The organism is Photorhabdus machadonis (assembly GCF_052657765.1).
Map to the genome: position 1 here is coordinate 1,986,456 of NZ_CP199761.1, position 25,019 is coordinate 2,011,474.

General features: G+C 54.5%; 1 protein-coding gene (only partly in view). It reads left to right on the top strand.

The annotated features are described in order from the left end of the window. Positions 1 to 24,162, top strand: partial view of a non-ribosomal peptide synthase/polyketide synthase gene (locus tag ACUN2T_RS09705; RefSeq protein ID WP_445497288.1) — the 3' portion only. It extends 12,258 nt beyond the left edge of the window; the window shows 24,162 of its 36,420 coding nt (coding positions 12,259-36,420); its start codon lies off the left edge, out of view; its stop codon occupies positions 24,160 to 24,162. The last annotated feature ends 857 nt before the right edge of the window (positions 24,163 to 25,019 follow it).

Consider the following 25,019-nt stretch of genomic DNA (forward strand, 5'->3'; position numbering starts at 1 on the left):
GCCTGGTTGTCGATACAGCGGGGTGACAGGATTATTGAAAGTATCGGGCGTCCGATAGCTAACACCGGCCTTTATTTGCTGGACGTTTATGGTCAGCCGGTGCCACCGGGTGTGGTCGGTGAAATTTATATCGGCGGGGCGGGTGTGGCGCGGGGTTACTTCAATCGCCCTGACCTGACGGCGGAACGTTTCCTTCTCGATCCGTTCAGTGATAACCCGGAAGCGCGGATGTACCGGACCGGGGATTTGGCGCGTTATCTGCCGGATGGCAATCTGGCGTTTCTGGGCCGTAACGACCAGCAGGTGAAAATCCGCGGTTTCCGGATTGAACCGGGGGAAATTGAAGCCCGGTTGCTGGAACACCCGGCCGTGAGTGAAGCGGTGGTATTGGCACAGGGTGACGGGCAGGAGAAACGGCTGGTGGCTTATGTGGTAGCGCCGGCGGATGAGGGATTGATTCATAGCCTGCGTGACCATCTGAGTGTTCAGCTGCCTGATTATATGGTGCCGTCCGCCTTTGTGCGGCTGGCGGCGTTGCCGTTGACGCCGAACGGGAAACTGGATCGCCGGGCATTGCCGGCCCCGGACCATGAAGCTTATGCCCACCGGGTTTATGCCGCGCCGCAGGGCGAAACCGAAATCGCCCTGGCCGCGATTTGGCGTGAAATTCTGGGGATTGAGCACATCAGCCGATATGACAATTTCTTTGCGTTGGGGGGGCATTCGTTACTGGCGGTACGGGTGATGAACCGGGTTGCGGCTTTCGGTGTTGAACTGTCGCTGGCGACCCTGTTTAAATTCCCCACTTTGCTGGCGTTGGCTGAGGTCATGCAGGGCGGGTCTGGTCAGGCGGACACGGTCCTGCCGGCTATCCTGCCGATATCCCGTGAGGGGGCATTACCGTTGTCATTTGCTCAACAGCGCCTGTGGTTCCTGGCACAGCTTGAGGGGGTCAGTGAGACTTACCATATTCCGATGGTCCTGCACATGTGTGGTCAGCTGGATATCGTGGCCTGGCAGCAGGCGCTGGATAGCGTGTTTGCCCGTCATGAAGCAATACGTTCCGTTTTCGTTTCGGTTGACGGTCAGCCACAAGTGCAACTGTTGGCACCGGATAGCGGTCTGCGGTTATCCCAACATGATCTGCGCGGGCTCCCGGAGGCGGACCGTGTGCTTGAACGCCTGTGTGCGGAAGAAGCGCGTGCCTCATTTGACCTTGATCGTGGTCCGCTTATCCGCGCTTTGCTTATCCGGCTTGCCGATGATGAATACCGGTTCCTGCTTACCCAGCATCACATTATTTCCGATGGCTGGTCTGTCGATGTGCTGATACGCGAACTGAGCGCACTCTATACGGCGTTTCTGACCGGGCAACCGGCACCGTTACCGCCGTTGACAATTCAATACCCGGATTACGCCGCCTGGCAGCGTCAGTGGCTGTCAGCTGAACGGACCGGGGAGCAATCCGACTATTGGCGTGCCATGCTGGCCGATGCCCCGGTGCTGCTGGATTTACCCACTGACCGGCCGCGTCCGTCTGAGCAGTCATTTATCGGGCATACCGTGCCGGTTAATCTGGATACGGCGTTAACGACCGCGCTTAAACGCCTGAGTGAGCAGCACGGTGTGACGTTATTTATGACGCTGCTGTCAGCCTGGGCCGTGGTCCTGTCGCGCCTGTCCGGTCAGGAAGCGGTGGTGATTGGGACACCGAGTGCAGGTCGCAGTCGTCAGGAAGTGGAGCCGCTGATCGGGTTCTTTGTGAATACACTGGCGTTGCGGATTGATATCCCGGGTGAACTGACGGTGACGGAATTACTGGCGCGGGTCCGGCAAACCGCCTTAGCGGCGCAGGCACATCAGGATTTACCGTTTGAGCAGGTGGTGGAAATTGTGCAGCCGCCGCGTCGGCTGGCGCATACGCCGTTGTTCCAGGTGATGTTTTCCTGGCAGAGCACGGAGGGTACGGAGTGGCAATTACCGGGGCTGGCGGTGTCACCGGTCAATCAACCGTTTGATGTTGTTAAGTTTGATCTTGAACTGAGCTTGTCAGAAGAGGCGGGCAGGATTGTCGGTGCGTTGAATTATGCCTCGGCGCTGTTTGATCCCCCGACAATGGCGCGTCAGGTGGGCTATCTGCACGCGGTGCTGCAAGCGATGGTTGCGCATGCTCAACAGCCGGTTGGGGCGATTGATATCCTGGCCCCGGCGGAGCGCAGGTTGTTGCTGGAAACCTGGAACGTGACGGAAACTGCCTCTCCTGACTCGTCATGCATTCATCAATTGTTTGAACAACAGGTGGCGAAAACGCCTGACGCGATAGCATTAGTGTATGAAGAGCAAACCCTCAGTTATGCCGAATTAAATGCCCGTGCTAACCGGCTGGCTCATCAGCTAATTACGCTGGGCGTAGAGCCGGATCAACGCGTGGCGATTTGTGTGTCACGTTCCCCGGCAATGGTGGTGGCAGTATTGGCGGTGCTGAAAGCCGGTGGCGCGTATGTGCCGTTAGATCCGGTCTATACCGGGGAGCGTCTGGCCCATATTCTGACGGATGCGGCTCCGGCTATTTTGCTGGCAGATAACCCTGGACGTGATGCGCTGAACGCGGAAACGCTGGCTGCGCTGACCGTGCTTGACCCGAATAATACCCTGCCGGATCAGCCGGATGTTAACCCGCAGGTCCCTGAGCTGACTTCCCGGCATCTGGCGTATGTGATTTACACCTCGGGTTCAACGGGTACGCCGAAGGGCGTGATGGTCGAGCACCGTAATATCCTGCGTTTGTTTGAGGCGACTGAATCCTGGTATCACTTTAACCAGCAAGATGTTTGGTGCCTGTTGCATTCCATCGCTTTTGACTTCTCGGTATGGGAATTGTGGGGGGCTTTACGCTACGGTGCAAAACTGGTTCTGGTGTCGCATGTGATCGCCCGTTCCCCGCAAGAGCTGCATCAATTTGTGAGCCAGCACGGTATCACCGTGTTGAATCAGACACCGAGTGCCTTCAAAGCCTTTATTGCCAGTTATGTCGCCAACCCATTGCCGGACCAGTTGCGTTATATCATCTTTGGGGGAGAAGCCCTTGATCCCGGTATGTTGCGGCCATGGTATCGCCTGCGTGAAGAGACGTCGCCCCGGTTGGTGAATATGTACGGTATCACGGAGACGACGGTTCATGTGACCTATCGGGAGCTGAATCATGATGATGTGACGCAGATAACCAGCCCTATTGGTACGCGTATCCCGGATTTAACGCTCTATCTGTTGGATAACTACGGCCAGCCAGTGCCGTTGGGGACAGTCGGTGAATTGTATGTTGGTGGTGCGGGTGTTGCGCGGGGTTATCTGAACCGGCCAGAATTGACGGTGGAACGTTTTCTGGTTGATCCGTTCAGTGACGATCCGGATGCGCGGATGTACCGGACCGGGGATTTGGCGCGTTACCTGCCGGACGGTAATCTGGAATTCTTTGGCCGTAATGACCAGCAGGTGAAAATTCGCGGTTTCCGGATTGAACCGGGGGAAATTGAAGCCCGGTTGGTGGAATACCCGGCGGTACGTGAATCGGTGGTGTTGGCGTTGGGAGAAGCGCAGGATAAGCGTCTGGTGGCTTATGTGGTGGCACCCGTGGATGAGGGGCTGGCGAATAACCTGCGTACTCACCTGAGTGCAACTTTACCTGACTACATGGTGCCGTCGGCCTTTGTGCGGCTGGATGCCCTTCCGCTGACCCCGAACGGTAAACTGGATCGTCGTGCGCTACCGGCACCGGATAGCGAGGCTTTTGCCCGTCAGATCTATGAGGCGCCGCAAGGAGAGAAAGAAGCCACATTGGCGGCCATTTGGCGTGAGTTGCTGGACATTGAACAGGTTAGCCGGCACGACAGTTTCTTCGCGCTGGGTGGTCATTCACTGCTCGCGGTACGGATGATTGAACGCCTGCGTAACCTGGGGCTGACACTGGCGGTGCGTGACCTGTTCCAGTCGCCGGTGTTGTCTGAATTGGCTCGAACGTTGGGGCAGCACCAGGCCGTGATAGTGCCGCCTAACGTCATTACATCAGCGACGACGACACTCACCCCAGAGATGTTGCCGCTGATCGATCTGACTCAGGCCGACATTGACCGTATCGTCAGGCAAGTGCCGGGTGGAGTGGCGAATCTTCAGGATATCTATGCCCTGTCGCCATTACAGGACGGTATTTTGTTCCACCACTTATTAGCAAATGAAGGGGATCCGTATCTGGTGGTCAGCCAGATGGCTTTTGCTGACCGCGCCTTGCTAGACCATTATTTAGCGGCAGTGCAACAAGTGGTTGATCGCCACGCTATCCTGCGCACCGCCTTTATCTGGCAAGGATTATCTGTGCCGGCTCAGGTCGTTTGGCGTCAAGCCACATTATCAGTCATGGAACTGACTCTGGATCCGACGGACGGACGGGTTTGCGATCAGTTAATGCAACGTTTTGACCCCCGCCATTATCGTCTTGACCTGAATCAGGCACCGTTGTTGCGCTTTGTGGTGGCGCAGGAAGCCGATGGCCGCTGGATTGTTCTGCAATTGCTGCATCATTTGATTGGTGACCATGAAACGATGGAAGTGATGCACCGGGAAGTCCAGGTGTATCTGACCGGGCAGGAAGACCGTCTGCCTGCACCGACACCGTTCCGCAATCTGGTGGCACAGGCCCGGTTGGGGGTCAGTCAGGAAGAACACACCCGTTTCTTTACTGACCTGTTAGCTGAGGTGGATGAACCGACATTGCCGTTTGGTTTGACGGAGGTGCATCGTGATGGTTCGCAGGTGACGGAATCCCACCGGATGTTGGCACCTGAGCTGAATGATCGTCTGCGTAGTCAGGCCCGGCGTTTGGGCGTCAGTTTGGCGGCGTTGTGTCATCTGGCTTGGGCTCAGGTATTGTCGCGCACCAGCGATCAGGAGAAAGTGGTGTTCGGCACGGTGCTGTTTGGGCGTATGCAGGCGGGGGAAGGGGCAGACAGCAGTATGGGTTTGTTTATCAATACCTTGCCGTTGCGGCTGGATATGGATAATACCCCGGTACAGGACAGCGTGCAGGCCGCCCATACCCGACTCGCCGGACTATTAGAGCATGAATATGCGTCACTGGCACTGGCCCAGCGGTGCAGCGGTGTGCAGGGTGAGATACCTCTCTTTAGTAGCTTGCTGAACTATCGGCATAATACCCTGTCGGCACCGTCAGATGAGCTGATCAGCGGGATTGAATTTCTTGGTGCACAGGAGCGGACTAACTATCCGTTTGTACTGTCGGTGGAGGATTTTGCTGAATCCCTGGGGCTGACGGCTCAGGTAGTGCAACCGTTTGATCCGGAAAGGATATGCGGCTATATGCAGCAGGCACTGGAAAGTCTGGCGGCGGCACTGGAACAGGCTCCGGAAACGCCGGTACGGCAGTTGGAGATTTTGCCGGAAGCGGAACGTACGTTGTTGTTAAAAACTTGGAACGTGACGGAAACTGCCTCTCCTGACTCGTCATGCATTCATCAATTGTTTGAACAACAGGTGGCGAAAACGCCTGACGCGATAGCATTAGTGTATGAAGAGCAAACCCTCAGTTATGCCGAATTAAATGCCCGTGCTAACCGGCTGGCCCATCAGCTAATTACGCTGGGCGTAGAGCCGGATCAACGCGTGGCGATTTGTGTGTCACGTTCCCCGGCAATGGTGGTGGCAGTATTGGCGGTGCTGAAAGCCGGTGGCGCGTATGTGCCGTTAGATCCGGTCTATACCGGGGAGCGTCTGGCCCATATTCTGACGGATGCGGCTCCGGCTATTTTGCTGGCAGATAACCCTGGACGTGATGCGCTGAACGCGGAAACGCTGGCTGCGCTGACCGTGCTTGACCCGAATAATACCCTGCCGGATCAGCCGGATGTTAACCCGCAGGTCCCTGAGCTGACTTCCCGGCATCTGGCGTATGTGATTTACACCTCGGGTTCAACGGGTACGCCGAAGGGCGTGATGGTCGAGCACCGTAATATCCTGCGTTTGTTTGAGGCGACTGAATCCTGGTATCACTTTAACCAGCAGGATGTTTGGTGCCTGTTGCATTCCATCGCTTTTGACTTCTCGGTATGGGAATTGTGGGGGGCTTTACGCTACGGTGCAAAACTGGTTCTGGTGTCGCATGTGATCGCCCGTTCCCCGCAAGAGCTGCATCAATTTGTGAGCCAGCACGGTATCACCGTGTTGAATCAGACACCGAGTGCCTTCAAAGCCTTTATTGCCAGTTATGTCGCCAACCCATTGCCGGACCAGTTGCGTTATATCATCTTTGGGGGAGAAGCCCTTGATCCCGGTATGTTGCGGCCATGGTATCGCCTGCGTGAAGAGACGTCGCCCCGGTTGGTGAATATGTACGGTATCACGGAGACGACGGTTCATGTGACCTATCGGGAGCTGAATCATGATGATGTGACGCAGATAACCAGCCCTATTGGTACGCGTATCCCGGATTTAACGCTCTATCTGTTGGATAACTACGGCCAGCCAGTGCCGTTGGGGACAGTCGGTGAATTGTATGTTGGTGGTGCGGGTGTTGCGCGGGGTTATCTGAACCGGCCAGAATTGACGGTGGAACGTTTTCTGGTTGATCCGTTCAGTGACGATCCGGATGCGCGGATGTACCGGACCGGGGATTTGGCGCGTTACCTGCCGGACGGTAATCTGGAATTCTTTGGCCGTAATGACCAGCAGGTGAAAATTCGCGGTTTCCGGATTGAACCGGGGGAAATTGAAGCCCGGTTGGTGGAATACCCGGCGGTACGTGAATCGGTGGTGTTGGCGTTGGGAGAAGCGCAGGATAAGCGTCTGGTGGCTTATGTGGTGGCACCCGTGGATGAGGGGCTGGCGAATAACCTGCGTACTCACCTGAGTGCAACTTTACCTGACTACATGGTGCCGTCGGCCTTTGTGCGGCTGGATGCCCTTCCGCTGACCCCGAACGGTAAACTGGATCGTCGTGCGCTACCGGCACCGGATAGCGAGGCTTTTGCCCGTCAGATCTATGAGGCGCCGCAAGGAGAGAAAGAAGCCACATTGGCGGCCATTTGGCGTGAGTTGCTGGACATTGAACAGGTCAGCCGGCACGACAGTTTCTTCGCGCTGGGTGGTCATTCACTGCTCGCGGTACGGATGATTGAACGCCTGCGTAACCTGGGGCTGACACTGGCGGTGCGTGACCTGTTCCAGTCGCCGGTGTTGTCTGAACTGGCTCAAACATTGGGGCAGCACCGGGCCGTGGTGGTGCCACCGAATGTCATTACATCAGCGACGACGACACTCACCCCAGAGATGTTACCGCTGATCGATCTGACTCAGGCCGACATTGACCGTATCGTCAGGCAAGTGCCGGGTGGGGTGGCGAATCTTCAGGATATCTATGCCCTGTCACCGTTGCAGGACGGTATTTTGTTCCACCACTTATTGGCAAATGAAGGGGATCCGTATCTGGTGATCAGCCAGATGGCCTTTGCTGACCGGCCTCTGTTGGACCGTTATTTGGCTGCGGTACAACAGATGGTTGATCGCCACGATATTCTGCGTACCGCCTTTATCTGGCAAGGATTGTCAGTGCCAGCGCAGGTGGTCTGGCGTCAGGCACCGTTGTCGGTCACTGAATTGACGTTGGACCCGGCTGATGGGCCGGTTGGTGATCAACTGGTTCAACGTTTTAATCCCCGTCATTATCGTATTGATTTGGGTCAGGCACCTCTGCTGCGTTTTGTCGTGGTTCAAGATACCGATGGCCGCTGGCTTTTACTGGAATTGCTGCATCACCTGATTGGTGACCATACCACACTGGATGTGATGAATCGCGAAGTCCAGGCGTGTCTGACAGGTCAGGAAGACGGCCTGTCCGCGCCGGTGCCGTTCCGCAATCTGGTGGCGCAGGCCCGGTTGGGTATCAGTCAGGAGGAACATACCCACTTCTTTACTAACATGTTGGCGGCGGTGGCTGAACCCACGTTGCCGTTTGGGCTGGCGAATGTGCATCATGATGGATCTCAGGAGATGGAATCCTACCGGATGCTGACGACCGGGTTAAATGACCGTCTTCGCTATCAGGCCCGGCATTTGGGGGTCAGTCTGGCGGCGCTGTGTCATTTGGCCTGGGCACAGGTGTTATCCCATACCAGTGGTCAGGAGAAAGTGGTGTTTGGTACCGTGCTGTTTGGGCGCATGGCGGCGGGAGAAGGGGCTGACAGTGGCATGGGGCTGTTTATCAATACCCTGCCGTTGCGGCTGGATATTGATGATACCCCGGTACGGGACAGCGTGCGGGCGGCCCATTTACGGCTGGCCGGGTTGCTGGCGCATGAGCATGCTTCACTGGCGCTGGCCCAGCGTTGCAGTGGGGTTGCCAGTGGTACGCCTCTCTTTAGTGCCCTGCTGAACTATCGACATAATGATCAACAGGATCCGCTGAATGAAACGATGGCCGGGATTGAATTCCTGGGCGGACAGGAGAGCACTAACTATCCCTTTGGGTTGTCGGTGGAGGACGGGGGTTCCACTTTGGGGCTGACGGCTAGTGCAGTGCAGCCGTTTGATCCGGACAGGATATGCGGTTATATGCAGCAGGCGCTGGAGAGTCTGGTGGCGGCCCTTGAGCAGGCACCGGAAACACCAGTACGCGCATTGAACATCCTGCCGGAAACGGAACGCACGCTGTTGCTGGAAACCTGGAATGAGACAGAAACGCCGTATCCTGAGGCGTTATGTATTCATCAGCTGTTTGAGCAACAGGTGGCGCGGGCTCCGGAGGCGACGGCACTGGCGTATCAAGCGCAGACCTTCAGTTATGGCGAATTAAATGCCTGCGCCAACCGGCTGGCCCATCAATTGATTGCGTTGGGGGTGACACCCGACCAGCCGGTGGCGATTTGTGTGGAACGCTCTCCGGCGATGGTGGTGGGATTGCTGGCGGTACTGAAAGCCGGTGGGGCCTATGTGCCGCTGGATTCAACCTACCCAGGGGAGCGTCTGGCGTATATTCTGAATGATACCGCCCCGGCGGTGGTATTGGCTGATGCGGTTGGCCGGGCTGCGCTGGGCGAAGCCGCGCTGGCCGGGCTGACGGTACTGGACCCGAATACCCTGCCAGACTTGCCGGACAGCAACCCGCAGGTCCCGGCGTTGACGCCACAGCATCTGGCGTATGTGATTTACACCTCAGGCTCAACCGGGCAGCCGAAAGGGGTGATGGTAGAGCATCAGGCGATTTATCAACGGTATCTGGGTTTTAATGAGACCTATGCTGTCACGGCGCAAGACCGGGTGCTGCAATTTGCTGCTTTTGCGTTTGATGTTTCAGTGGAAGATTTTTTCTCGTCATTATGCAATGGCGCGACGCTGGTTCTTCGTGATGACAGCTGGCTGGCTTCGATAGCGGAATTTATTGCCTTAGCCCGGCAATATCGTATTACGGTGGTATCGCTGCCGACCCTGTTCTGGTCTGAACTGGCGGCCAGAGATTCTGGGTTAGCGCTACCGGATTGTCTCCGGCTCATCATCATTGGGGGTGAGGCGGTCAAAAAGAACGCTATTCAGGACTGGTTCAGGCAGGAAGGCCACCGGCCCCGGCTGTTGAACGGTTATGGCCCGACGGAAAATGTCGTGACGGTGACCTATAAGGATGTGTTATCCCCCGTCGATGCGCATTCTATTGGCCGGCCGGCTAAAAATGCCCGCATCTACCTGCTGGACCAATATGGTCAACCGGTGCCATTAGGCTGCATTGGTGAAATGTATATTGGCGGCGTCGGGGTGGCGCGCGGTTATCTTAACCGGCCGGCATTAAGCACAGAACGTTTTATACTGGATCCTTTTAGCCCGGTAGCGGGTGCGCGGATGTATCGCTCCGGGGATTTGGCGCGTTATCTGCCCGACGGTGACTTGGCATTCCTGGGCCGCAACGACGAGCAGGTGAAAATCCGCGGCTTCCGTATTGAGCTGGGGGAAATTGAAACCCGGTTACTGGAATACCCGGCGGTACAAGAGGCAGCGGTACTGGCGCGGGAGGATGGGCAGGATAAACGTCTGGTGGCCTATGTCGTGGCGGCAGCGACCGACGGGTTAGTTGCTCGTTTGCGTGAACACCTGAGTGCGATTCTACCTGACTATATGATACCGGCGGCCTTTGTGCGTCTGGAGTCCTTCCCGCAGACCCCGAATGGCAAGCAGGATCGCCAGGCATTACCGGCACCAGATGAGGAAGCCTTTGCCCGTCAGGTCTATGAAGCGCCGCAAGGGGAAGCTGAAATTGCGCTGGCGGCTATCTGGTGTGAAGTCCTGGGGATTGAACAGATCAGCCGGCATGACAACTTCTTTGCATTGGGCGGTCATTCGTTGTTGGCGGTACGGATGATGAACCGGATAGCGGCGCTGGGTATCGAACTGCCATTGAGTGCATTGTTTGAAGCGTCCACTTTAATGGCCTTTGCTGGGGTAATGCGTGCCCGGTTTGATGAGCAGCATAAGGTATTACCTTCCATCCTGCCGATATCCCGTGAGGGTGAGTTACCGTTGTCATTTGCTCAACAGCGCCTGTGGTTCCTGGCGCAGTTTGAGGGGGTCAGTGAGACTTACCATATTCCGATGGCCCTGCACTTGTGCGGTCAGCTGGATATCGTGGCCTGGCAGCAGGCGCTGGATAGCGTGTTTGCCCGTCATGAAGCGTTACGTTCCGTTTTCGTTTCGGTTGACGGTCAGCCACAAGTGCAATTGTTGGCACCGGATAGCGGTCTGCGGTTATCCCAACATGACCTGCGCGGGCTCCCGGAGGCGGACAGTGTGCTTGAACGCTTGTGTGCGGAAGACGCGCGGGCCTCATTTGACCTTGATCGTGGTCCGCTTATCCGCGCTTCGCTTATCCGGCTTGCCGATGATGAATACCGGTTCCTGCTCACCCAGCATCACATTATTTCCGATGGCTGGTCTGTCGATGTGCTGATACGCGAGCTGGGCGCACTCTATACGGCGTTTCTGACCGGACAACTGGCACCGTTGCCGCCGTTGACGATCCAGTACCCGGATTACGCCGCCTGGCAGCGTCAGTGGCTGTCGGCTGAACGGACTGAGGAGCAATCCGACTATTGGCGTGCCATGCTGGCCGATGCCCCGGTGCTGCTGGATTTACCCACTGACCGGCCGCGTCCGTCTGAGCAGTCATTTATCGGGCATACCGTGCCGGTTAATCTGGATACGGCGTTAACGACTGCGCTTAAACGCCTGAGTGAGCAGCACGGTGTGACGTTATTTATGACGCTGCTGTCAGCCTGGGCCGTGGTCCTGTCGCGCTTGTCCGGTCAGGAAGCGGTGGTGATTGGGACACCGAGTGCAGGTCGCAGTCGTCAGGAAGTGGAGCCGCTGATCGGGTTCTTTGTGAATACGCTGGCGTTGCGGATTGATATCCCGGGTGAACTGACGGTGGCGGAATTACTGGCGCGGGTTCGGCAAACCGCCTTAGCGGCGCAGGCACATCAGGATTTACCGTTTGAGCAGGTAGTGGAAATTGTGCAACCGCCGCGGCGGCTGGCGCATACGCCGTTGTTCCAGGTGATGTTTGACTGGCAGAACACGGAGGGTACGGAGTGGCAATTACCGGGGCTGGCGGTGTCACCGGTCAATCAAGACTGTGATGTTGTTAAGTTTGATCTTGAACTGAGCTTGTCAGAAGAGGCGGGCAGGATTGTCGGTGCGCTGAGTTATGCCTCGGCGCTGTTTGATCCTCCGACAATGGCGCGACAGGTGGAATATCTGCACGCAGTGCTGCAAGCGATGGCCGCGCTGGCTCAACAGCCGGTTGGGGAGATTGATATCCTGGCACCGGCGGAGCGCAGGTTGTTGCTGGAAACCTGGAACGCGACGGAAACCGCGTATCCTGACCCGTTGTGTATTCATCAGTTGTTTGAACAACAGGTGGAGAAAACCCCGGAAGCGACAGCATTAGTGTATCAAGAGCAGACCCTCAGTTATGCCGAACTAAATGCCCGTGCCAACCGGCTGGCCCACCAACTGATTGCACTGGGTGTCGAGCCGGATCAACGTGTGGCGATTTGTGTGGCGCGTTCCCCGGCAATAGTGGTGGCATTGTTGGCCGTACTGAAATCTGGTGGGGCCTATGTACCGCTGGATCCAACCTACCCGTTGGAGCGTCTGGCGTATATCCTGAATGATACGACTCCATCAGTGATATTGGCTGATGCGACTGGACGGGCAGCACTGGGTGACGAGGCGTTAGCTGGACTGATGGTACTTGACCCGAATATTCTGCCAGATCAGTCGGATCGCAACCCGCAGGTAGCTGAGTTGACGCCAGAGCACTTGGTTTACGTCATCTATACTTCTGGCTCAACTGGGCAGCCGAAAGGCGTGATGGTAGAGCATCAGGCGGTGTATCAGCGTCATTTGGGTTTTAATGAGACCTATGCAATCACGGCGCAAGATCGGCTGTTGCAATTTGCTTCTTTTGCTTTTGACGTTTCAGTGGAAGAATGTTTCTCGACATTATGTAATGGTGCCACGCTGGTCATGCGCGATGACAGCTGGCTGGCTTCTATGTCGGAGTTTATTGCCTTGGCCTGGCAGAATTGTATCACGGTGATGTCTCTGCCTGCGTTATTTTGGTCCGAACTGATTGCCAGAGACAACAATACATTATCGTTACCGGATGGTCTGCGACTCATTATCATTGGTGGTGATGCGGTGAAAAAGAGCGCCATTCAGGACTGGTTTGCACGGGAGATCCACCGGCCCCGGCTATTGAACGCGTATGGCCCAACGGAAAATACCGTGACGGCAACTTGTCAGGATATCTTATCCCCGGCAGATGATAGTTCTATCGGTCGGCCGCTTAAAAATACCTGCGTCTACCTGCTGGACAGATACGGTCAGCCAGTACCATTAGGCTGCGTGGGTGAAATGTATATCGGCGGTGTCGGTGTAGCACGGGGTTATCTTAACTTGCCGGAATTGAGTACTGAACGTTTTATATCGGATCCCTTTAGTCCGGTATCCGGTGCGCGGATGTATCGCACTGGCGATTTGGCACGTTATTTGCCAGATGGCAATTTGGAATTCCTGGGCCGTAACGACCAACAGGTTAAAATTCGGGGCTTCCGTGTTGAGCTGGGGGAAATTGAAACCCGGTTGGCAGAACACCCAATGGTGCAAGAGGCGGCGGTGTTGGTGCTGGATGATGGGCAGGAAAAACGACTTATTGCTTATGTGGTGGCGGAAGTACATGAGGGGTTGGCTGCCTGTTTGCGTGAATACCTGAGTACCGTTTTACCCGACTATATGATACCGGCGGCCTTTGTGCGCTTGGATGCTTTCCCGCAGACTCCGAATGGCAAGCTGGATCGTCGGGCATTGCCTGCACCGGGGGAGGCGGCGTTTGCCCGTCAGGTCTATGAAGCGCCGCACGGGAAGATGGAAACTATGCTGGCGGCTGTCTGGTGTGAGTTGTTGGGTGTTGAGCAGATAAGCCGATATGACAGCTTCTTTGCGCTAGGAGGGCATTCGCTGCTTGCTGTGCGCATGATCGATCGATTGCGGCGTATCGGTCTGAGTGTATCGGTAAAAACGCTATTCCAGCATCCAACACTCTGTATTTTGGCACAGTCCCTGGTTCAGCATGATGAAATTCAGGTGCCTGACAACCGTATTACATTGGGTACTACGGCGCTGACACCGGCGATGTTGCCGCTGATTGATTTGACTCAGTCTGACATTGATTGCATCGTTGGGCAGGTGCCGGGCGGGATGGCCAATATTCAGGATATTTATGCTCTGTCACCGTTGCAGGATGGTATTTTGTTCCACCACTTACTGGCAAGCGAAGGGGATCCGTATCTGTTGACGGGTCTGATGGCCTTTGCTGACCGGTCTCTGTTAGATCGTTATCTGACCGCAGTTCAACAGGTGGTTGATCGGCACGATATCTTACGTACAGCATTTATCTGGCAAGGATTGTCAGTGCCGGCGCAGGTGGTCTGGCGTCAGGCCCAATTGTCGGTGACTGAACTGACACTGAACCCGGCTGACGGTTCAATCAGTGAACAGTTAACCCGACGTTTTGATCCGCGTCATCATCGTCTCGATTTGAGGGAAGCGCCGTTATTGCGCTTTGTGGTGGCGCAGGAAACCGATGGCCGCTGGCTTTTACTGGAATTGCAGCATCATTTGATCGGCGACCATGAAACGATGGAAGTGATGCACCGCGAAGTTCAGGCGTGTCTGACGGGGCAGGAGGGCAGCTTGTCTGCACCGACACCGTTCCGTAATCTGGTGGCGCAGGCCCGATTGGGTATCAGTCAGGAAGAACACACACGTTTCTTTACTGACCTGTTAGCTGAAGTAGATGAACCGACATTGCCGTTTGGTTTGACGGAAGTGCATCGTGATGGCTCGCAGGTGGAGGAATTTTACCGGATGTTGCCTGCTGAGCTGAATAACCGTTTGCGTCATCAGGCCCGACATTTGGGCGTCAGTCTGGCGGCTTTATGTCATCTGGCCTGGGCTCAGGTGTTGTCGCGTACCAGTGGTCAGAAGAATGTCGTGTTTGGCACCGTGCTGTTTGGGCGTATGCAGGCGGGAGAAGGCGCTGACAACAGTATGGGATTGTTTATCAATACCCTGCCGCTGCGTCTGGATATTGATGAGACGCCGGTACGAAACAGTGTACAGGCCGCACATGCCCGGCTGGCCGGATTATTAGAACATGAGCACGCGTCCCTGGCGCTGGCTCAGCGGTGCAGCGGTGTGCCGGGTGAACTCCCTCTCTTTAATAGCCTGTTGAATTATCGGCACAATACTTTGTCGGCAACGTCGGATGACATCATTAGTGGTATTGAGTTTCTGGACGCACAGGAGCGGACCAATTATCCGTTTATGCTGTCAGTGGAGGATTTTGGGGAAGCCCTGGGGCTGACGGCTCAGGTCGTGCAACCGTTTGATCCGGAAAGCCTGTGCGGTTATATGCAGCAGGCGCTGGAAAGTCTGGTGGCGGCCCTGGAGCAAGCCCCGGAAACGCCTGTTCGGGCATTGGAAATTCTGCCGGAAGCGGAACGTACGGTGCTGCTAAAAACCTGGAACGCGACGGAAGCTGCCTATCCTGAGCAATTGTGTATTCACCAGTTGTTTGAACAGCAGGTGGCGAAAACGCCTGACGCGTCAGCGTTAGTGTATCAAGAGCAAACTCTCAGTTATGCCGAATTAAATGCCCGTGCCAACCGGCTGGCCCATCAGCTGATGGCACGGGGTGTCGGGCCGGACCAGCGGGTGGCGATTTGCGTGGCCCGTTCCCCGGCAATGGTGGTGGCATTGCTGGCCGTCCTGAAAGCCGGTGGCGCGTATGTGCCGCTGGACCCGGCTTATCCGGGCGAACGTCTGACCCATATCCTGCATGATGCTGCGCCGTCCGTCATACTGGCGGATGAGGCCGGGTGTGGGGTGCTGGGCGAGTCAGCGCTGGCCGGGCTGACGGTACTGGACCCCAATATCTTGCCTGACCAGACGGACAGCAACCCGCAGAGAGCGGGGCTGACTGACCGTCATCTAGCCTATGTGATTTATACTTCCGGCTCCACAGGCGTGCCAAAAGGGGTGATGATTGAGCACCGGAATACCGTGAACTTCCTGCACTGGGCCCAGCAGGCTTTTGGCGCGGAAGAGGTCCGGGAGACACTTTTCTCGACGTCAATGAATTTCGACCTGTCCATTTTTGAATTCTTGATGCCGTTGTCTTGTGGTGCGGTGATTCATCTGGTCGATGATGTCCTGTCATTGATGCGGCATGCCCTGCCGGTGACCCTGATTAACTCAGTCCCGTCGGCGATGAAACCGTTATTGCAGGCTCAGGCGCTGATGGCGTCGGTTCATACCGTCAATCTGGCGGGTGAACCGCTTAAACGTGCCTTGATTGAACAGATTTTTGCAGAAACGCCGGTACAGCGGTTATGTAACCTCTATGGACCTTCCGAAACGACAACGTATTCTGCCTGGTTGTCGATACAGCGCGGTGACAGGATTATTGAAAGTATCGGGCGTCCGATAGCTAACACCGGCCTTTATTTGCTGGACGTTTATGGTCAGCCGGTGCCACCGGGTGTGGTCGGTGAAATTTATATCGGCGGGGCGGGTGTGGCGCGGGGTTACTTCAATCGTCCTGACCTGACGGCGGAACGTTTCCTTCTCGATCCGTTCAGTGATAACCCGGAAGCGCGGATGTACCGGACCGGGGATTTGGCGCGTTATCTGCCGGATGGCAATCTGGCGTTTCTGGGCCGTAACGACCAGCAGGTGAAAATCCGCGGTTTCCGGATTGAACCGGGGGAAATTGAAGCCCGGTTGCTGGAACACCGGGCCGTGAGTGAAGCGGTGGTATTGGCACAGGGTGACGGGCAGGAGAAACGGCTGGTGGCTTATGTGGTAGCGCCGGCGGATGAGGGATTGATTCATAGCCTGCGTGACCATCTGAGTGTTCAGCTGCCTGATTATATGGTGCCGTCCGCCTTTGTGCGGCTGGCGGCGCTGCCGTTGACGCCGAACGGGAAACTGGATCGCCGGGCATTGCCGGCCCCGGACCATGAAGCTTATGCCCACCGGGTTTATGCCGCGCCGCAGGGCGAAACCGAAATCGCCCTGGCCGCGATTTGGCGTGAAATTCTGGGGATTGAGCACATCAGCCGATATGACAATTTCTTTGCGTTGGGGGGGCATTCGTTACTGGCGGTACGGGTGATGAACCGGGTTGCGGCTTTCGGTGTTGAACTGTCGCTGGCGACCCTGTTTAAATTCCCCACTTTGCTGGCGTTGGCTGAGGTCATGCAGGGCGGGTCTGGTCAGGCGGACACGGTCCTGCCGGCTATCCTGCCGATATCCCGTGAGGGGGCATTACCGTTGTCATTTGCTCAACAGCGCCTGTGGTTCCTGGCACAGCTTGAGGGGGTCAGTGAGACTTACCATATTCCGATGGCCCTGCACGTGTGTGGTCAGCTGGATATCGTGGCCTGGCAGCAGGCGCTGGATAGCGTGTTTGCCCGTCATGACGCATTACGCTCTGTCTTTGTCTCGGTTGACGGTCAGCCACAAGTGCAACTGTTGGCACCGGATAGCGGTCTGCGGTTATCCCAACATGATCTGCGCGGGCTCCCGGAGGCGGACCGTGTGCTTGAACGCCTGTGTGCGGAAGAAGCGCGTGCCTCATTTGACCTTGATCGTGGTCCGCTTATCCGCGCTTCGCTTATCCGGCTTGCCGATGATGAATACCGGTTCCTGCTTACCCAGCATCACATTATTTCCGATGGCTGGTCTGTCGATGTGCTGATACGCGAACTGAGCGCACTCTATACGGCGTTTCTGACCGGGCAACCGGCACGGTTACCGCCGTTGACAATTCAATACCCGGATTACGCCGCCTGGCAGCGTCAGTGGCTGTCGGCTGAACGGACCGGGGAGCAATCCGACTATTGGCGTGCCATGCTGGCCGATGCCCCGGTGCTGCTGGATTTACCCACTGACCGGCCGCGTCCGTCTGAGCAGTCATTTATCGGGCATACTGTGCCGGTTAATCTGGATACGGCGTTAACGACTGCGCTTAAACGCCTGAGTGAGCAGCACGGTGTGACGTTATTTATGACGCTGCTGTCAGCCTGGGCCGTGGTCCTGTCGCGCCTGTCCGGTCAGGAAGCGGTGGTGATTGGGACACCGAGTGCAGGTCGCAGTCGTCAGGAAGTGGAGCCGCTGATCGGGTTCTTTGTGAATACACTGGCGTTGCGGATTGATATCCCGGGTGAACTGACGGTGACGGAATTACTGGCGCGGGTCCGGCAAACCGCCTTAGCGGCGCAGACGCATCAGGATTTACCGTTTGAGCAGGTGGTGGAAATTGTGCAGCCGCCGCGTCGGCTGGCGCATACGCCGTTGTTCCAGGTGATGTTTGACTGGCAGAGCACGGAGGGTACGGAGTGGCAATTACCGGGGCTGGCGGTGTCACCGGTCAATCAACCGTTTGATGTTGTTAAGTTTGATCTTGAACTGAGCTTGTCAGAAGAGGCGGGCAGGATTGTCGGTGCGCTGAGTTATGCCTCGGCACTGTTTGATCCCCCGACAATGGCGCGTCAGGTGGGCTATCTGCACGCGGTGCTGCAAGCGATGGTCGCGCCGACTCAACAGCCGGTTGGGGCGATTGATATCCTGGCCCCGGCGGAGCGCAGGTTGTTGCTGGAAACCTGGAACGCGACGGAAACCACCTATCCTGAGCAATTGTGCGTTCATCAGTTGTTTGAGCAGCAGGTGGCGAAAGCCCCAGAAGCGACGGCACTGATAGCGGGAGAAAAGACGCTGAGCTATACGGAATTGAATGCTCATGCTAACGGGTTGGCTCGTCAACTGATCGAACAAGGGGTTTGTCCTGGTGATCATGTTGCGCTTCTGTTAGAGCGGTCGATGGAACTGGTGGTGGCCCAATTAGCTATTCTTAAAGCTGGTGCCGTTTACGTGCCTGTTGATCCCAGTGTGCCGGATGAGCGGAAAAACTGGTTGATAAATGATTGTTCCGCCCGGTTGTTGCTCACCGATACACGAGCAGATATTCCGGCTAATCTGGCTGTTCCGCTGCTTCGTTTCTCTGATAAGGAAAATACGAGTAGAGAGGAAGCGTGTCTCAACCTTGACTTACCGCGTTACAGCACCGAGTCAGCGTATATTATGTATACCTCCGGCTCAACTGGCATGCCAAAAGGGGCGGTAGTGACTCATCGTGCTGTAGTCCGGTTGGTTATCAATAATGGCTATGCTGAAATTGGACCGGATGATCGGGTTGCCTTTACGGCTAATCCGGCTTTCGACGCCAGCACGTTTGAAGTCTGGGCACCGTTGCTCAATGGCGGTGCTCTGGTGGTTATCGATCATGCCACGTTATTGACACCAGCGGAGTTAATACAGGCGTTACAGGCTCACCGTATCACGGTGCTGTGGTTGACTATCGGGTTGTTTAACCGGCTGGCGGTAGAGTTATCTCCAGTACTTCCACAGATTAAGATCCTGATTTTCGGGGGAGATATTCCTGATTTACATGTGATTGCTCAAGTTCTGGATAATCGTCCGCCACAACAATTATTGCAGGCCTATGGTCCGAGTGAGGGAACCACCTTTACCACGATGTATCCTATTACGGCGTTAGCGCGGGGCGCGATCCGCATCCCTATTGGCCGGCCAATCGCGAATACACGTGTTTATCTGCTGGACGTTTATGGTCAACCGGTGCCGTTGGGCGTAGCCGGAGAGATTTATGTCGGGGGTGATGGGGTAGCTCTGGGTTATTTCAATCGTCCTGAACTAACCGCAGAACGTTTCTTGGTAGATCCATTCAGTGATAACCCGGATGCGCGGATGTACCGGAGCGGGGATTTGGCGCGTTATCTGCCGGACGGCAATCTGGAATTCCTGGGCCGCAACGACCAGCAGGTTAAGATCCGGGGTTTCCGGATTGAACCGGGGGAAATTGAGACGTGTCTGGCAGAGCATCCGGCGGTGCGTGAGGCTGTTGTGTTGGCATTGGGTGATGGGCCGGAAAAACGGCTGGTGGCCTATGTGGTGGCATCAGTGGATGAGGGATTAGTGAATAGTTTGCGTGTTCACCTGAGTAAAATTTTGCCTGACTATATGGTGCCGACAGCCTTTGTGCGGCTGGAGGAGTTTCCATTGACCCCGAACGGTAAGCTGGATCGTCGTGCACTACCGGCCCCGGACAATGAAAACGTGGTCCGTCAGGTTTACCAGGCACCACAAGGAACAATGGAAATGACCTTGGCGGCGGTTTGGCGTGAATTACTGGGGATTGAACAGGTCAGCCGGTATGATAATTTCTTTGCCCTGGGCGGCCATTCACTGCTCGCGGTGAGCATGATTGAACGCCTGCGTCACCAAGGGTTGACCCTGACGGCGCGTGATCTGTTCCAGTCGCCAATGCTGTCAGATTTAGCCCAAACATTGGGACAGCATCAGGCCGTGATAGTGCCGCCTAACGTCATTACATCAGCGACGACGACACTCACCCCAGAGATGTTGCCGCTGATCGATCTGACTCAGGCTGACATTGACCGCATCGTCAGACAGGTGCCGGGCGGGGTGACCCATATTCAGGATATCTATGCCTTGTCACCATTGCAGGACGGTATTTTGTTCCACCACTTACTGGCAAATGAAGGGGATCCGTATCTGGTGGTCAGCCAGATGGCCTTTGCTGAACGGACTCTGCTGGACCGTTATCTGGCGGCGGTGCAACAGGTGGTTGATCGTCATGATATTTTGCGTACCGCTTTTATCTGGCAAGAGTTGTCTGTGCCGACTCAGGTTGTCTGGCGTCAGGCACCTTTATCGGTCATTGAGTTGACTCTGGACCCGGCTGATGGGCCGGTTTGTGAACAACTGGCTCAACGTTTTAATCCTCGTTATTATCGTCTTGACCTGAATCAGGCACCATTGCTGAGGTTTGTGGTGGCGCAAGAAGCCGATGGCCGCTGGATTGTCCTGCAATTGCTGCATCACCTGATTGGTGACCATACCACGCTGGACGTGATGAACCGTGAGGTTCAGGCGTATCTTACCGGACAGGAGGACAGCCTGCCTTCTCCAGTTTCTTTCCGTAATTTGGTGGCTGAGGCCCGGTTGGGGGTCAGTCAGGAAGCGCATACCCGCTTCTTTACCGATATGCTGGCGGCGGTGGATGAACCCACGCTGCCGTTCGGATTGACGGAGGTACATAGTGATGGTTCACAGGTAATGGAATCCCACCGGATGTTGGTGCCTGAGCTGAATGATCGTCTGCGTGGTCAGGCCCGGCGTTTGGGTGTCAGTTTGGCGGCATTGTGTCATCTGGCCTGGGCCCAGGTATTGTCGCATACCAGCGATCAGGAAAAAGTGGTGTTTGGCACCGTGTTGTTTGGACGCATGGCGGCGGGAGAAGGGGCTGATAGTGGTATGGGGCTGTTTATCAATACCTTGCCGCTGCGGCTGGATATTGATGATACCCCGGTACGGGACAGCGTGCAGGCTGCCCATACCCGACTCGCCGGGCTATTGGAACATGAACATGCTTCACTGGCGCTGGCCCAGCGTTGCAGTAATGTGCAGAGGGAGATCCCCCTCTTTAGCAGCTTGTTGAACTATCGACATAATGCATTGTCAACAACGCAGGATGAACTGATCAGCGGGATTGAATTCCTTGATGCGCAGGAGAGAACCAATTATCCGTTAGTGTTGTCGGTGGAGGATTGTGGTGAATCCCTGGGATTAACCGCTCAAGTTGTCCAGCCGTTTGATGCGGATCGGATATGCGGTTATATGCAGCAGGCGCTGGAGAGTTTGGTGGAGGCGCTGGAACAAGCGCCTGAAACGCCGGTACGGCAGTTGGAAACTCTGCCAGAATCGGAGCGTACATTGTTGTTAAAAACCTGGAACGCGACGGAAACCGCGTATCCTGATGCGTTATGTATCCATCAGTTGTTTGAACAACAAGTGGAGAAAACCCCGAATGCCACAGCATTAATGTATGAAGATCAAACCCTCAGTTATGCGGAATTAAATGCCCGTGCTAACCGGTTGGCCCATCAGCTAATTACGCTGGGCGTAGAGCCGGATCAACGTGTGGCGATTTGTGTGTCACGTTCACCCGCAATGGTGGTGGGGGTATTGGCAATACTAAAAGCCGGTGGTGCCTATGTACCGTTAGATCCGGTCTATACCGGGGAGCGTCTGGCCCATATTCTGACGGATGCCGCTCCGGTTATTTTGCTGGCGGATAAAGCCGGACGTGCTGCGTTGGGTGAGAAGGCACTGGCAGAACTCACCGTACTTGACCCAAATGCATTGCTCAACCAGCGGGACTGCAACCCGCAAATACCTGCACTAACTTCACGACATCTGGCGTATGTCATTTATACCTCGGGTTCGACAGGGACACCGAAAGGCGTGATGCTGGAACATCGTGGTGTCTGCAACTACCTGCTATGGGCGCGAAGTGATTACCTAACTGAAAGGCAATTCAATAGTATCGTTTCGTCATCGATAGCCTTTGATGCCACGGTCACCAGTCTTTACCTGCCTTTACTGTGTGGTGGCAAGATCCATTTGCTCCGTGACGGGCAGGAGTTGGTTGAATTGCTGCCCGCATTGTTGTCAATGGAGTCGGGTGCTTTAGTTAAAATTACTCCCGGCCATCTTACGGCAATGGGGCAGAAATTGAAAACCGTGGGACAAAAATGCCCCGCTCACTGCTTTATCGTGGGTGGAGAGACACTGCCCAGTTCCACTAGTGCACTTTGGCAAACATTATCGCCTGGATCACGCATCATCAACGAGTACGGCCCAACCGAAACCGTCGTGGGTTGTACCGTGTTTGATATCAACCACCCGAGCTGTTTTGCCGATAACGTACCGATTGGCCGCCCAATATCCAATACCCAAATTTATATTCTCAATACCCACGGGAAACCTGTCCCAATGAGTGTCACGGGTGAACTTTACATTGGGGGAATCGCTGTCGCCCGTGGCTACCTGAATCGGCCAGAATTGACCGCTGAACGTTTCCTGATTGATCCGTTTAGTGATCAACCGGGTGCTCGTATGTACCGTACCGGGGATTTAGCCCGCTATCTGCCGGATGGCAACTTGGAATTCCTGGGCCGCAACGATCAGCAGGTTAAAGTCCGCGGTTTCCGGATTGAACCGGGGGAAATTGAAGCCCGGTTGGTGGAATACCCGGCGGTACGTGAATCGGTGGTGTTGGCATTAGGAGAAGCGCAGGATAAGCGGTTGGTGGCTTATGTGGTGGCGCCCGTGGATGAGGGGCTGGCGAATAACCTGCGTACTCACCTGAGTGCGACTTTACCTGACTATATGGTGCCGTCGGCCTTTGTACGGCTGGATGCACTTCCGTTGACCCCGAACGGTAAGCTGGATCGTCGAATGTTGCCGGCGCTGGACAATGAAGCCTTTGCCCGTCAGGTTTATGAAGCACCACAAGGGGAAACGGAAATTGCACTGGCAGCGATTTGGCGTGAGTTGCTGGGGGTTGAGCAGGTCAGCCGGCATGACAGCTTCTTCGCGCTGGGCGGTCATTCTCTGCTTGCCATGCGAATGACCAATCTTGCCGCCAGTGGTGGTTTGGTTTGTACATTAAATGCTTTATTCCAATTCCCGGTGCTGTCCGAACTGGCATCTAAAATCACGGCAGATTTATTGTCTCAGCCACAAAGCGGTGCTATATCGGTGCGACCTGATGGAACAGGACTGCCGCTATTCTTTGTCCCCAGTGGGATGGGTGATCATTCCTATGTCTTCGGGCTGACCCGGCATATCCCGTCAGGCTATCCGGTTTATGCCTTGCCTTGGCCGTCCCTCAGTGAAGAACCGATGTTAACGATGGAAGCACAGGCGACAAGAATGATCAGCTTGATGAAAGCGGTTCAACCGGAAGGCCCGTACCGCCTATGTGGCTACTCTTCCGGCGGTATATTGGCTTATGCCATTGTTGAGCAGCTTTTGTATGCTGGTGAGACAGTGAACTTCTTGGGGGGGATTGATACGCCAGCGCCTCATTATTTAGGGAAAGAGGCCATGCAACCCAAATATCATTTCTTTACTGAGCTGGCCCGGCAGTCAGGGGAAGAGTGCACAGAAGAGGTCGTGGCGTTGTACCGGCGAATTGATGAGCTGAGTTTGGTGCAGTTTATTGAAGCGGCACAGGAATTGGCGTTATATCCCGCCAATCTGTGCCCTGATGTTATCGCCAAACGTTGGGAGCAGATAGCGCGTTATGCACAAATAGTCAGAGAGTATGAACCGCAAGCATTAGCGGTAACACTGCATCAGTTTTATGCGATAGAGCCTTCTCCCGCTATTTCTTTTGTCACGGATGAAAAGCCAGAGTCGTTAAATATAGAACCGTCGTTAGGTTGGGCGCAGGTCATGTCGGACTCTTCTCTTCGATTGATTGCGATTCCGGGTAACCATTTTAGTTTATTGGAAGATAATGAAAATAAAACGGTTTTAGCTCAGGCTCTGAATAGGGCGTTGGCAATGCATTGTGATGGGGAGGTGCTGTCATACTGATATATTAATCAATATTGAATAATTTAATATTAGTGTGATAATCCGGTATATATTTTTTATACCGGATTATTTCTATGCTGAATTAAAATAAGAAAAAGGATGATTTTTATAATAAATTATTTGATTGTATTTCTTCGATATTGTTGTTATTTCCTATTATGTGATCTATATCTAATTATATTGTTAATTTTATTTTATTTTTTTGATTGCCTGGGTATCTCGACTGTGTGTTTAGTTGTAGAGTAATTATTGGAAATATTTATTTTGATAAAAATAATAGAAGATTTGATAATGGCAATGTATTTCCTGGTGATGATATAGGCTGATGTAATCAGCTTTAATCTCATGGTCTCGTCTGGGTATATATTGTTTTTATTTTAAACATCTAGGGATAACAAGAATGAAGAAACAATGGTGGACAGTCTCAGTGTATATGTTGTTCGGTGTTTTTGAACTGAATGGCATTAAATTTTTTTCCTACTTATGTCGCGTAATAGCCAATATCGCCGGAGATCAGGGGAATTGCATCAAAGAGCGATTTTTCTGGAACATTTTCCATATTAATCAATATGATAAATACTCAATAATTACGCCCGCCACATTATTTTATTATTATGAAATAATATGTGCTGGAGTTAATTATAAATTATAATTGTTTCTTGGTGGCATTGGTTTAAATAACATTTCTATTTGGTGATGGAATTTAATTTTTTTATAAGGAAATGTGCTTAAGTTGGTGTGGATTTATTTATGGCGTCTACACTGGCAGTACTGTTTTTTTGTTATAAGACAATATCATGTGTTATTGTTTTTAACCTGAGGTTATATTTTTGTTAAATATGCATAATAAATGCAGG